General features: G+C 70.5%; 9 protein-coding genes and 1 riboswitch. Of the genes, 8 read left to right on the forward strand and 1 reads right to left on the reverse strand.

The window, feature by feature from the left end; translation table 11 throughout:
* Nucleotides 1-90 precede the first annotated feature (90 nt).
* From IG08_RS0113550 to IG08_RS0113585, 8 genes are all read left to right on the forward strand, one after another.
* Nucleotides 91-2,169 (forward strand): alpha-galactosidase, encoded by a 2,079-nt coding sequence (locus IG08_RS0113550; RefSeq protein ID WP_030600529.1) that lies wholly within the window; start codon nucleotides 91-93, stop codon nucleotides 2,167-2,169.
* Between the two features lie 296 nt (nucleotides 2,170-2,465).
* Nucleotides 2,466-2,632, forward strand: a riboswitch (cyclic di-AMP (ydaO/yuaA leader).
* Between the two features lie 4 nt (nucleotides 2,633-2,636).
* Entirely contained in the window at nucleotides 2,637-3,599 is a 963-nt protein-coding gene (locus IG08_RS0113555; protein ID WP_030600531.1) for a M23 family metallopeptidase, read from the forward strand.
* A gap of 223 nt (nucleotides 3,600-3,822) precedes the next feature.
* Complete coding sequence (locus tag IG08_RS0113560; RefSeq protein WP_030600533.1) at nucleotides 3,823-6,543, forward strand: exo-rhamnogalacturonan lyase family protein; 2,721 nt, start codon at nucleotides 3,823-3,825, stop codon at nucleotides 6,541-6,543.
* Between the two features lie 508 nt (nucleotides 6,544-7,051).
* Nucleotides 7,052-7,585: a GDSL-type esterase/lipase family protein gene (locus IG08_RS63015; protein ID WP_158812231.1), complete on the forward strand. Its 534-nt coding sequence runs from the start codon at nucleotides 7,052-7,054 to the stop codon at nucleotides 7,583-7,585.
* On the forward strand, nucleotides 7,585-9,516 hold the full coding sequence (locus IG08_RS0113570) for a rhamnogalacturonan lyase family protein (RefSeq protein WP_234342869.1): 1,932 nt from the start codon (nucleotides 7,585-7,587) through the stop codon (nucleotides 9,514-9,516). Before IG08_RS63015 ends, IG08_RS0113570 begins: the two co-directional genes overlap by 1 nt.
* Entirely contained in the window at nucleotides 9,500-10,216 is a 717-nt protein-coding gene (locus tag IG08_RS0113575) for a DUF6250 domain-containing protein (RefSeq protein ID WP_030600539.1), read from the forward strand. Before IG08_RS0113570 ends, IG08_RS0113575 begins: the two co-directional genes overlap by 17 nt.
* Nucleotides 10,217-10,361: 145 nt before the next feature.
* Nucleotides 10,362-11,147 carry an SGNH/GDSL hydrolase family protein gene (locus IG08_RS0113580; protein WP_030600541.1) on the forward strand — a complete coding sequence of 262 codons (786 nt, stop codon included), beginning with the start codon at nucleotides 10,362-10,364 and terminating at the stop codon, nucleotides 11,145-11,147.
* A 165-nt stretch (nucleotides 11,148-11,312) separates the two neighbouring features.
* Nucleotides 11,313-12,080: an SIMPL domain-containing protein gene (locus tag IG08_RS0113585; RefSeq protein ID WP_030600544.1), complete on the forward strand. Its 768-nt coding sequence runs from the start codon at nucleotides 11,313-11,315 to the stop codon at nucleotides 12,078-12,080.
* Between the two features lie 135 nt (nucleotides 12,081-12,215).
* On the opposite strand, the gene IG08_RS0113590 is transcribed toward IG08_RS0113585, so the two are convergent.
* On the reverse strand, nucleotides 12,216-12,830 hold the full coding sequence (locus IG08_RS0113590; protein ID WP_043454191.1) for a TetR/AcrR family transcriptional regulator: 615 nt from the start codon (nucleotides 12,828-12,830) through the stop codon (nucleotides 12,216-12,218).
* Between the last annotated feature and the right edge of the window lie 25 nt (nucleotides 12,831-12,855).

Raw genomic sequence — 12,855 nt, forward strand, 5'->3', positions numbered from 1 at the left:
CAGCCGGGGCTCGGATCCCTTGATGATGTTGGTGCTTGAGCGCACCTGTTCGTGCCTGTTCGAATCTGTTTCGTCGCTGTGAGGGACTGCATGCCGGAGATCGCCGAGAACGGCCGCACGTGGATTCTGTCCGGGCCGACCAGCAGTTACGCCGTCCACCTCACCGACAGCGACGAGCTCCTGCACCTGCACTGGGGCCCACGGATCGCGCTCGCCGACGCCGAGGCCCTCGCCGTACGCCCCCTCCCGGACTACTGGGCCTTCGAGTCCCCGCTCGACGGGCGCGAGGAGTACCCGGTTGAGGGCGGCCCCCGCTTCGTACGCCCCGCCCTGTCGGTACGCACGGACGAGCGGCGCGGCACCGAGTGGAGCTTCGAGGCGTACGAGGCCGAGGCCGGGGACGACGGCGAGCTGCGGCTCCGCTTCCGCGACGGCGGGCTGGCGGTCACGCTGCACTACCGGATGCGCGGTGACGTCGTCGAGCGCTGGGTGACCCTGGACAACCAGGGGCCCGCCGTGGAACTGCTGCGGGCCGACTCCGCCGCCTGGACCCTGCCCGACCGCGAGGGCTGGCGGCTGTCCCAGCTGCACGGCCGCTGGGCCGCGGAGTCGCGCCTCGTGCGGTCCTCCCTCACCTACGGTGAGAAGGTCATCGGCAGCCGTCGCGGCCACACCGGACACCAGCACCTGCCGTGGGTCGCGCTCGACACGGACGCGACCGAGGAGCGCGGCGAGGTCTACGGCTGCACCCTCGGCTGGTCCGGGTCCTGGCGGATCGCGGTGGCCCAACTCCCCGACGCGCGCGTGCAGATCACCGGTGGCGCGGGATACGACGACTCCGGCCTCCTGCGCCTGGAAGCGGGGGAGTCCTTCACCACGCCCGTCTTCGCCGGCCTGTGGAGCGACGGCGGCTACGGCGGGGCGAGCCGGGCCTGGCACGACTACCAGCGGACGTACGTCATCCCGGACGCGGACCAGGACCGGCCCGTGCTCTTCAACTCCTGGGAGGCCACGCAGTTCGACATCTCCGAGGAGCAGCAGAGCGCGCTCGCCCGGCGGGCCGCGGCTATCGGGGTCGAGCTGTTCGTGGTCGACGACGGTTGGTTCGGGGCCCGCACCAGCGACCGGGCCGGGCTCGGTGACTGGGCACCCAACCCCGACCGCTTCCCCGGCGGCCTCAAGCCGCTCGGCGACTACGTGCACGCGCTCGGCATGCAGTTCGGCATCTGGGTTGAGCCGGAGATGGTCAACCCGGACAGCGACCTGTACCGGGCCCACCCGGACTGGGTGCAGTACCAGACGGGACGAAAGCGGACGGAGCTCCGCAATCAACTCGTATTGAACCTCGCGCGCGAGGACGTCCAGGAGTACCTCTGGGGGCAGCTCCACGGACTCCTCTCCAGCGCCCCGGTCGACTATGTGAAGTGGGACTTCAACCGCTGCTTCACCGACGCGGGCTGGCCGGGAGAGGCCTACCCGCAGCGTCTCTGGGTCGACCATGTGCACGCCTTCTACAGCCTGTTGGACCGGCTGCGGGCAGCTCACCCGGGTGTCGCCTTCGAGTCCTGCTCGGGCGGCGGCGGCCGGATCGACCTCGGCGTGATGGGCCGGACCGACCAGGTGTGGACCTCGGACAACACCGACCCCCTCGACCGGCTCGACATCCAGCACGGCTTCAGCCAGATCCACCCTGCGCGCGTCATGGCCTCCTGGGTCACCGACAGCCCCAACGCCCAGCTCAACGGCCGGTTCAGCTCGCTGCGCTTCCGGTTCGTGAGCGCGATGGCCGGCGTCCTCGGGGTCGGCGGCGACCTCGCCGACTGGACCGAGGAGGAGCTCGCCGAGGCCCGCGACTGGGTGGACCTCTACAAGGAGATCCGGCCCCTCGTGCAGCGTGGCGACCTCCACCGGCTGCGGCCTCCGCGGGGCGGACTGAGTGCGGTGCAGTACGTGCTCGATGGCGAGACGGTCGTCCTCGCCTGGCTTCAGGCGCAGCACTACGGAGAGCCCGTGCCGGCGCTGCGGCTGCGCGGACTCGACCCGACAGCGTCGTATGAATGCCGTGAAACGGGCGAAATTCACCGAGGTGCCGTATTGCTGCATCACGGACTGCGCACCGGCTTGCGTGGCGACCTTGATGCGGCAGTTCTCCGCCTGCGCCGCATCTAGGGCTTCTGTCCGAATTAGCACCTTCATTCCAACTCCGGCTGGAATGAGGGGTCCTGGGTGAGTGGCACGTGAGGAGCGTCATATTCGTGACCGTGTGTCGCCCGTCATGTTCACGTAATTCACATGCTTTTCAAGGGGATTTGAGCTGAGGGGCAGCCCGCGATTCACGCAGGGTGACTGGGAATTCACATACGGGATCAACAGAAATGCATTCACAGGGAACCTCTCACTTGTCCCTTTGCGTCTTGCTCGCTTACGTTCGCCACCAATCCGGACGGACGCCCAATCCTGCCGCCGCCCGGAGACCGCTCAACTCACCCGTGAACGGCAGGAGCGGGGGACCCACAGGTACAACCGCCTGTTCCGGTCTCCGGAACGGCTAGGGGTAAAGCCGCGTTTCGGCGCGGCCGGGCATCTCCAGTCCGCACCCGACAGCTCACCTCGTAGGCGCCGGAGAGGAATTCGCCATGCCCGCGAAGGGTAAGCACCGCCGCCCGAAGCCCCAGCGCTTCACCCGCTCGATCGCCGTCGCCGGAACCGGCGGCGCCGCACTCGCCCTCCCGCTCATGGGGGCCACCGGCGCCCACGCGGCCACCTCGCAGTCCGTTTCGGAAAAGGCCGTTCAGTCCCTTCCGATCACGCAGAAGACTGCCGAGAAGGCCGCCGAAAAGACGGCCGCGAAGAAGGATGCCGCGAAGACCTCGGGTGTGCGGACCTATTCCGTGAGGACCGGCGACTATCTCTCGAAGATCGCGGACGAGCAGAACGTCAGCGGTGGCTGGAAGAAGCTCTACTCCGACAACCGCCAGGCCGTGGGCGACGACCCGTCGTTGATTCACCCGGGCCTGAAGCTCTCGATCGGCAAGAAGGCCACGACGAGCACGACGGGTACGAAGAAGAGCGAGTCGTCGTCCTCTTCCTCCTCGTCCAAGCCGGAATCCTCCTCGTCGAAGACGGAATCCTCCTCGTCGAACTCGACGGCCACCACCCAGAGCGCCGACACCAGCAGCTCCAGCTCCAGCGGCTTCACCCTCCCGGTGAGCGGCGCCGGCGTCGGCACCGGCTACCGCGTGGCGGGCAGCATGTGGTCCAGCGGCTACCACACCGGCGTCGACTTCGTGGTCCCGACCGGCACCGCGCTCAAGGCCGTCGGCGCGGGCACGGTCGTCTCCGCCGGCTGGGGCGGCGCGTACGGCAACCAGGTCGTCATCAAGCTCGCCGACGGCTACTACGCCCAGTACGCCCACCTGTCCTCGCTCTCCGTGTCGAGCGGTCAGACCGTGACCGAGGGCCAGCAGGTCGGCCTCTCGGGTGCGACCGGCAATGTGACCGGTCCGCACCTGCACTTCGAGATCCGTACCACGCCGGACTACGGCTCGGACGTGGACCCGGTCGCCTACCTCCGCTCGAAGGGCGTCGCCGTCGGCTGACGCCTGCCCCCCAGACACACCGAAGGCCGGATCCCGATCCCCGGGTCCGGCCTTCGGTGTGTCTGCGGCTCTCTGGGTCCCGCCGCTGCTCGTTCATGATCACTGTATTGCGGTCTTGTGGCAGGGGTGTTCAGAGCGTCGACAGTGAGAGGACGGTGGGGACACAGTGAACTCCGTAGCGATGTAAGCGCTTTCTGCGCCTCTTCGGCCTTCGGAGGTCACCGTGCCCCGCGTCGACCGACGCACCGTCATCAAGGGCGCCGCAGCCGCGGCGGCCGCCGCCCAGTTCTCCTGGGCCCTGTCCCGCACCGCCGCCGCGGCGGACGGCGACGACACCGAGCTCCACTGGCTGGAGGGCCCGGCGCCCGACGTCCACGCCGGTGCCACCTGGGGCCTGCCGTGGAAGCGCGGCACATACCGGCCGGACCAGAGCTTCCGGCTGACGACCGCCGCCGGCGACGACGTCCCCGTCCAGACCTGGGTCACGGGCCACTGGCCCGACGGCTCGGTGAAGTGGACCGCTCACGCGATCGCGCCGGACGCGCCGAAGGCCTCGGCCTACCGGCTCACCACGGGGACGCCCGCCGCCCCGGCCGAGCGGGTCACCGTCACCCGCAAGGCCGGCCGCATCGAGGTGTCGACCGGTGCCATCACGGCCGTCTTCGGCGCCAAGGGCACCGACACCGTCGTCCGCAGCATCCGGCGCGGGAGCGCCGAGATCGCCCGCGACGGTCAACTCGTGCTCCTGCGACAGAAGTCCGTGCGCGAGGGGACGGCAGCCGAGACCTTCACCGGCCGGATCGAGAAGATCGCCGTCGAGCAGGACGGCCCCGTCCGGGCCGTGATCCGCGTCGAGGGCCGCCACCGCCACGGCAGCCACGGCCTGCTCCCCTTCGTGCTCCGCTTCGCCTTCTCCGCGGGCGGCGACTCCTTCCGTCTGACCCACACCTTCGTCTGGGACGGCAAGCAGGAGCCCGGCTCCGACGACGGCGACTTCCTGCGCGGGCTCGGCGTCCGCTTCACCGTGCCGCTGAGCGACCAGCCGTACGACCGCCATGTGCGGTTCGCCGACTCGGGCGGAGGCCTGTTCGGCGAGGCCGTCCAGGGCATCACCGGACTGCGCCGCGACCCCGGGGCGGCGGTGCGCGACGCCCAGATCGCCGGCGAGAAGCTGCCCGACACCTCGACCTGGGACACCCGGGTGTCCAGTCGCCTCGGCTACATCCCGCAGTGGGGAGACTTCACCCTCACCCAGCCGACGGCCGACGGCTACCTCGTGCGCAAGCGCACCAAGGCGGGGCACGGCTGGGTCCAGGCCGGTGCCGGGCAGCGCGCCGGGGGCTTCGGATACGTCGGCGGCGTGAGCGGCGGACTCTCCTTCGGGCTCCGGGACTTCTGGCAGCGGCACCCGACCCAACTCGACGTCCGGGACGCCCAGACCGATGCCGCCGAGGCCACCGTATGGCTCTACTCGCCCGAGGCGCCCCCGCTGGACCTGCGCTTCTACCATGACGGCCTGGGTCAGGACACGTACGAGAAGCAGGTCGAGGGCCTGGAGATCACGTACGAGGACTACGAGCCGGGGTTCGGGACGCCGTACGGCATCGCCCGCACCAGTGAACTGACCTTCTGGGCACTGGAGAAGACCCCGTCGGCCGCGGTTCTCGCCGCGCAGGCAGCCGCCACCGCGACCCCGCCGCTGCTCACTGCCACGCCCCAACGGCTGGACGCGGCAGGGGTGTTCGGGGACTGGGCGCCCGTAGACCGCTCGAACAAGGCGCGGACCACGATCGAGGACCGCCTCGACGACCTCTTCGCCTACTACCGCGACCAGCGGGAGCAGCACCGCTGGTACGGCTTCCTCGACTATGGCGACGTCCAGCACACCTACGACAACGACCGGCACGTCTGGCGCTACGACGTCGGCGGCTACGCCTGGGACAACTCCGAACTCGGCACCGACCTCTGGCTCTGGTACCACTTCCTGCGCACCGGCTCCGCCGAGGTCTTCCGGTTCGCGGAGGCGATGACCCGGCACACCGGCGAGGTCGACGTCTACCATCTCGGCAAGTGGGCGGGCCTCGGCACTCGGCACGGCGTGCAGCACTACGCGGACAGCGCCAAGCAGGTCCGTATCTCGACGGCGGCCAACCGGCGCTTCTACTACTTCCTCACCGGCGACGAGCGCACCGGTGACCTGCTGCGCGAACTCGTCGACGTGGAGCTGACGTTCCTGGAGGTCGACCCGCAGCGCAAGGTCCGCACGGACGGCTACACGCCCGGCGACCGGCATGCCCTGTCGGTCGGCTTCGGCACCGACTGGGGTGGGATCTCGGCGGCCTGGCTCACCGAGTGGGAGCGACGCGGGCCGAACGCGGAGAAGGCGAAGGCCAAGCTGGTCAACTCGCTGCGGACGATCGCCGCCCAGCCCAACGGCTTCTTCACCGGCACGGGCTTGCTGGACGCGGACACGGGCAAGTTCGCGGTCACGACGGACACGGCCGTCAGCGTGTCCCACCTGAGTGCCGTCTTCGGTCTCGTCGAGACCAACAGTGAGCTCGTCTCCCTGTTCGGCGACGAGGAGCCGGAGTTCCGCACGGCCTGGCTGAACTACGCGCAGTACTACAACGCCACCGACGCCCAGAAGAAGCAACTCACCGGCTCCACCTGGAAGTCGGCGCTGCCCGCCGCGCACTCCCGCGTCACGGCCTACGCGGCCCACCGCAAGGACGACCCGACGCTCGCCACGCGCGCGTGGAACGAGTTCTTCACCGGCAGCGACACCTACTTCCCCTCCAACGACTGGTCTCCCGTCACGATCAAGGCCCCGGCGGTCCTGCGCACCACCGAGGAGATTCCCTGGATCTCCACCAACTCCTCGGCGCAGTGGGCGCTCGCGGCGATCCAGAACCTGGCCCTCATCGGGGATCGGATCCCGTCATGAGGCGTGGCCTTGTGAGTGCGGCGATGGCCGCGGGGATGGTCGTGGGTGCGGTGCAGCCTGCTGCCGCGTCCGGTGACCCGTACGTTGTGCGCCCTGATGACAGGCGTCTCACCTACGAGGGCCACTGGGGCCGCACCGCCGAAGCCGCCGTCACCGTCAACTCCGGCTCCCGGCTGCGGTTCCGGTTCGTGGGCGGCAGCGTCCACGCCCTGTTCGACGTCTCGTCGATCACCGTGCCCGCGCAGATCTACGTGTCGGTCGACGGCGGCCCGAAGCAGCTGCACACCGTCGACCAGGACGATCTGGAGATCACAGCCGGCGGCCGCGGTCCTCACACGGTCGAGATCTCCGTCAAGGACGTCTTCTCGCGGGTCAACCGGTGGACGCCACCGCTGGAGACCGGGGTCGTGCTGACCGGGATCCGCGGTCATGTCCTGGACCAACGAGTCCGGCACGCACCGGAGTTGGCGTTCTACGGGGACTCCGTCACCCAGGGCGTGATGGCCCTGTGCGACGTCAACACCTCCGACTGCGCCGACGGTACGGCCGCCTACCCCACGCTGGTCGCCGACGCCCTGCATGTCTCCCTCACCCAGGTCGGGTTCGGGCGGCAGGGCGTGATCCAGACCGGCAATGGGGGAGTGCCGGCCGCCTCGGACGCCTACGGCTGGAACTGCGCCGGTTCCAGGGCGGATTCGGACCGCCGTGCCGACGTGATCGTGGTGAACCAGGCACCAACGATGCCGCGTTCGGCTCGGCGGAGTTCCGCACCGCCTACCGCGCCTACCTCGAAAAGCTCCGGGCCGCCGCACCGCACGCCCGCATCCTCGCCCTGCGCCCGTTCGACGGCACCCATGCCGCCGACATCGCGGCCGTGGTCGGTGAACTCGCCGACCCACGCACCGAGTTCGTCGACACGACCGGCTGGCTCGACGCGGCGGAGGGCGACTTCCACGGCACCGTCCACCCGAGTGCCCAGGGCCACCGCAAGGCGGCCGACCGACTGATCAGCCTCATCTCGAAGGAATCGAAGGAGCGCTAGTGCACGCCCACCGACTGCACGCCAATCGACTGCACGCCAACCGGCGCCGAAGAACCGTCGCCGTCACCGCCGCCGCCCTGTTGGCCGGGCTGTTCTCCGCACCGACCGGCCACGCCGCCGCCCCGGAACCCCGCCGGATCGTGGAGAACCTCGACCGCGGCCTGGTCGCCGTACCCTCCGGCGAAGGCACCTTCCTCAGCTGGCGCCTGCTCGGCACCGAGTACGCCGGCCACGGCAACGCCCTCTCCTTCAACGTGTACAAGGATGGGCGGCGACTGAATCGCCAGCCGGTCGCCAAGTCCACGACGTACCAGGACAACACCCCGGGCACGGGCACGTACACCGTGCGTGCCGTCATCAACGGGCGTGAGCGGAAGGGGAGTTCAGGCGCCCTCGACTTCTCGAAGGGCTACGCCGAGATTCCCCTCGCCGCCGCCGACGGCTACACCGTGCAGCACGCCTGGCCCGGTGACCTCGACGGCGACGGGCAGTACGAGCTGGTCGTCAGCCGCCTCTCCCAGACCCGCGACAGGCCCGACCTGCTGGAGGCGTACACGCTCACCGGCGAGCGGCTCTGGCGCGTCGACCTCGGCCCCGGCTCGTACACGCAGGTCGGCGGCAACGGCGCCAACGACCCGGCGCCCGCCGCGATCAGCGGCTCCACGGCGATCGGCGGCTACCGCAACGACGACAACGTCACCGTCTACGACCTCGACAGCGACGGCAGGGCCGAGGTGCTGGTGCACACGGCCGCCGGGACGACCTTCGCGGACGGCTCCCAGGTCACCGCCGACTCGCCGGCGAACCAGTTCGTCTCGGTGATCGACGGCGCGACCGGGACCGAACGCACCCGGCAGCCCGTGCCCGACGACTTCGTCGCCGATGGCCCCTCCGGCGGCCACTTCGGCATCGCCTACCTGGACGGCGAACACCCCAGCCTGGTCACCAAGTTGGTCACGCGGGTCGGCGCCAAGCGCGGCTCCTTCCGGGTCCTGTTCCAGACGTGGGACTTCAACGGCACGGACCTGAACCGCCGTTGGAAGCACGTCGTGGACCCGGCCACCGGAGCGACCAGCTTCCACCAGATCCGCACCGTCGACGTCGACCAGGACGGCAAGGACGAGATCGCCGACGGCAACTACGTCGTGAACAGCGACGGCACCCTGCGCTACGTCGTCGACCAGGCCATCCACGGCGACCGCTTCGACATCGCCGACCTCGACCCCGACCGGCCCGGCCTGGAGGGCTTCGCGATCCAGCAGTCCGAGCTGGGCGTCGTGTCGAACTTCCCCTGGTACTACTACGACGCCGACACCGGCGAACGCCTGACGACCGGCGCACACCCCGCGACCCCGGTGAGCGACGCCGACCTCGACGTCGGCCGCGGCAACGCCGCCGACATCGACCCGGACCACCCCGGCTACGAGTACTGGACCTCCACCGCCGATGTCACCCGGCCCGGCGCGGGCGTCTTCAACGTCCAGGACGGCAAGGTCTCCACGACCACGCCCAGCGTCAACTTCCGTATCTGGTGGGACGGCGACAAGGCGTCCGAGCTCCTCGACTCCACCCACGTCGAGAAGTGGGACCCGGCGACCGAGACCAGCGCGAAGATCTTCGAGCCGTCCGGGATCGTCTCCGGCGCCCGCAACGCCACCCCGTTCTACGGCGATCTCCTCGGCGACTGGCGCGAGGAGATCCTCGCCGAGACCGCCGACCACACCGCCCTGCGCCTCTGCACCACCACCGAGCCGACGCGGACGCGCCTCTACACGCTCGCCCAGAACCCCGAGTACCGCCTCGGCTGGACCGTGCGTGGCTATCTGCAGTCGACGTACACGGACTACTACCTCGGCACCGAGACCCGTCGTGTGCCGAAGCCCTCGATCACCCTCCCGGAAGGAGCCGTCTCCCGTGACGACCACGCGTAGAGCCTTCGGAGCCCTGGCCGCCGGTGCCGCCCTTGCGGCCCTGGCCCCCGCGACCGGCGCGAGTGCCTCACCCCGACACCGCCGGCTGATCGCCCACGACGACTTCCGTCACGGCCTCGGCCAGTGGGCTGTGGAACTAGAGAAGGGCGGCACCGTCACCGCCTCCCGCGGGACCCTGGAGGTCGACGTACCGGCCGGCGCGACGGTCTGGTTCAGGAAGCGGCTCGAAGGGCCGTACGTCATCGAGTACACCGCCACACCCGTGTCGGAGGGCGGGGTCAACGACCGGGTCTCCGACCTCAACAACTTCTGGAACGCCGTCGACGTCCGCTCCCCGGACGACCTCTTCGCCACCGCGCGGGGCGGGGCGCTGGCGGAGTACGACTACCTCAAGACGTACTACGTCGGCTACGGCGCCAACACGAACACGACGACCCGGCTGCGCCGCTACGTCGGCGAGGCAGGCGTCCGCCCGCTCGTCTTCGACTACACCGAGCCGCTGCTCGTGGCGAACGAGCCCAACCGGGTGCGGATTGTCTCCGACGGCTCGACCGTGCAGTGGTGGAACAACGGGCGGCTCGTCTTCGACTACACCGACCCGGAGCCGTACACGGGTGGGCACTTCGCGTTCCGGACCACCTGGAGCCACTTCCGTATCGGCAACTTCCGGGTGCGGCAGTCGCAGCGTCAACACCGCTGATGAGACACCTATTCCGAGTTTGACCAATCCTTGAAGAGTGGCTTATCTCACCGCTCGTCAAGCCCTTCCTACGGTCGCGTAGGTCACATCCGCAGGGGAATCATGGGCCGATGTGGCAGACGATTCGAAGAGTGACGAAAGATCAGTGATCGGGTCGTACGTGGCGGTGGGGGACAGCTTCACCGAGGGCGTCGGCGACCCCGGCCCCGACGGGGCGCTCGTCGGTTGGGCCGACCGGTTCGCGGTACTTCTCGCGGACCGGCGGCCCGAGGGCGACTTCGAGTACACGAACCTCGCCGTGCGCGGGAAACTTCTCGACCAGGTGGTGGACGACCAGCTTCGGCAGGCCGTCGAGCTGGCGCCGGACCTGGTGTCCTTCTGTGCCGGCGGCAACGACATCCTGCGGCCCGGCACCGACCCCGACGAGGTCGCCGAGCGCTTCGAGCGAGGGGTGGCGCAACTCACCGCCGTCGCGGGCACGGTGATGGTGACGACCGGCTTCGACACCCGTGGCGTACCCGTCCTCAAGCACCTGCGCGGCAAGATCGCGACCTACAACGGACATGTGCGGGCCATCGCCGACCGTTACGGCTGTCCCGTGCTCGACCTGTGGTCCCTCAAGACCATCCAGGACCGCCGGGCCTGGGACGGCGACCGGCTCCACCTCTCGCCCGAGGGGCACACGCGTGTGGCGCTGCGCGCGGGCCAGGTCCTCGGCCTGGAGGTCCCGGCCGACCCGGACCAGCCCTGGCCGCTGCTCCCGCCGCGCGGCACCCTCGAGGTCCGGCGGGACGACGTCCACTGGGCGCGCGAGTACCTGGTGCCGTGGATCGGCCGCCGGCTGCGCGGGGAGTCCTCGGGCGACCACGTGACGGCCAAGGGCGCGCTGTCGCCGGACGACATCAAGTCCCGGATCGCTTCGGTGGCCTGAGCCCGCTCGGGGTGCCCGGCCGCCATGGCCGGGCGCCTCGGGTTCAGGGACGGGCCCGACCGGCTCGACCAGTGAGGTGATCACACGGGAGTGGTGTGTCCGCGTGGGCCGACCACGGTGCTGGGATGACGGCGAACCGCCCCCGACGCCGTGAGGACCTCCCGCATGCCCTTCCCGCGCACGCCCGCGGCGCTGCCCCGCGCCACCACCACGCTCGCCGTCGCCCTCCTCACCCTCGGCCTCGCCGCCCCCACGGCGGCCGCCCTGCCGGGGCCGGCTCTCCGCACCGCCGCCCCCAGCGCCCCGAGCCCCGCCACCGTCACCGTGACCGGCGAGGGCAGCGCCACGGCCACCCCGGACCTCGCCGTGATCGGCGCCGGAGTCGAGGCGCAGGCCAAGACTCCGCAGGCGGCGCTGAACGCGCAGAACAAGGCGGCGAGCGCGCTGTTGAAGGCCGTACGCGGGCAGGGTGTCGCCGAGCGGGACATCAGCACCGAGAACCTGTCGCTCAGTCCCGTGTACGACTACGACGACGGCACCTCCCAGCTGACGGGCTACCAGGCCGCGCAGTCCTTCTCCGTCAAGGTCCGCGAGGTCGGCCGTACGGGGATGGTGCTGCAGGCGATCACGGACGCCACCGGCACCGCCGGCCGCATCAACTCGGTCACCTTCGACGTCGCCGACCCGGCCCCCGTGCGCGCCCGGGCCCGCAAGGCCGCGCACGACGACGCGCACACCAAGGCCCTGCAGTACGCGCGCCTGAGCGGACACCGACTCGGCCGGCTGGTCTCGCTCACCGACGTCACGACCAGCGGGCCCGTCTCCCCGCCGTGGTCCGCGGACGCACCCCCCGGTGCGGGAGCGGGCGTGCCGCTCGCCCCGGGGGAGGTCCGGACGACGGTCACCGTCACGGCGGTCCACGAACTGGTCTGAGACGTGGGGTGGGGCGGCGTCCGCCGCGTGAGCGCTCCGCTGGAGGTGCCGCGCTGTGCGGTCGTTCGTCTGCTGCGCCGTCGTGGCTGGTCGCGCAGTTCCCCGCGCCCCTTCAGGGCGCTTCGCCGGACCCGCCTACTGCGTCGTCAACGCCTCGCGCTCCAGCCCGAGTTCCCGGGCCAGCGCCTCGTCCACCCACTCCTGCGCCCGCGCCCGTGACACGGCACCCGCGTAGGACGTCAGCTGTACGGCGAGTCCGTCGAGGAGGGCCGTGAGGCGCAGGGCCGTCCCGGCCGGGTCCGGGCAGCGGAACTCGCCCGCGGCCACGCCCTCGGCGATCAGCTCGGCGAGCGCCGCCTTCCACTGCCGGTCGAGATCCCGGGTGACCTGCTGGAGCGCGGGCTCGCGCAGCGACACCGCCCATCCCTCGATCCACAGCCGCCAGCCCTTGGCCTGACCGGTGGGGGCGTACCAGCGCACGGCCGCCCGCAGCCGGCGCAACGCGGTCGTACGGCGGGCGAGCACCTTGCGCAGCTGGGCGAGGTCGCCCTCCGAGGCGTAGGTGAACGCGGCGGCGACCAGCTTCTCCTTCGTGGAGAAGTGATAGAGCACCAGAGCGTTGCTCACCCCGAGCGCGGCGGCCACGTCGGCGATCCTGACGGCCGCCACGCCCCGCGCCTCGATCTGCTCGATGGCGGCCCGCAGCAGCTCCTCGCGCCGCTCGGCCACGCTCAACCGTACTCTCGCCACGCGGTCACCCTAATCCGTGCCCCTG

The sequence above is a fragment of the Streptomyces fulvoviolaceus genome, assembly GCF_000718165.1.
Lineage (GTDB): Bacteria > Actinomycetota > Actinomycetes > Streptomycetales > Streptomycetaceae > Streptomyces > Streptomyces fulvoviolaceus.

Coding starts and splice junctions, on each gene's coding strand:
- IG08_RS0113550 (WP_030600529.1), top strand. CDS start 91: ATGCCGGAGATCGCCGAGAACGGCCGCACGTGGATTCTGTCCGGGCCG.
- IG08_RS0113555 (WP_030600531.1), top strand. CDS start 2,637: ATGCCCGCGAAGGGTAAGCACCGCCGCCCGAAGCCCCAGCGCTTCACC.
- IG08_RS0113585 (WP_030600544.1), top strand. CDS start 11,313: ATGCCCTTCCCGCGCACGCCCGCGGCGCTGCCCCGCGCCACCACCACG.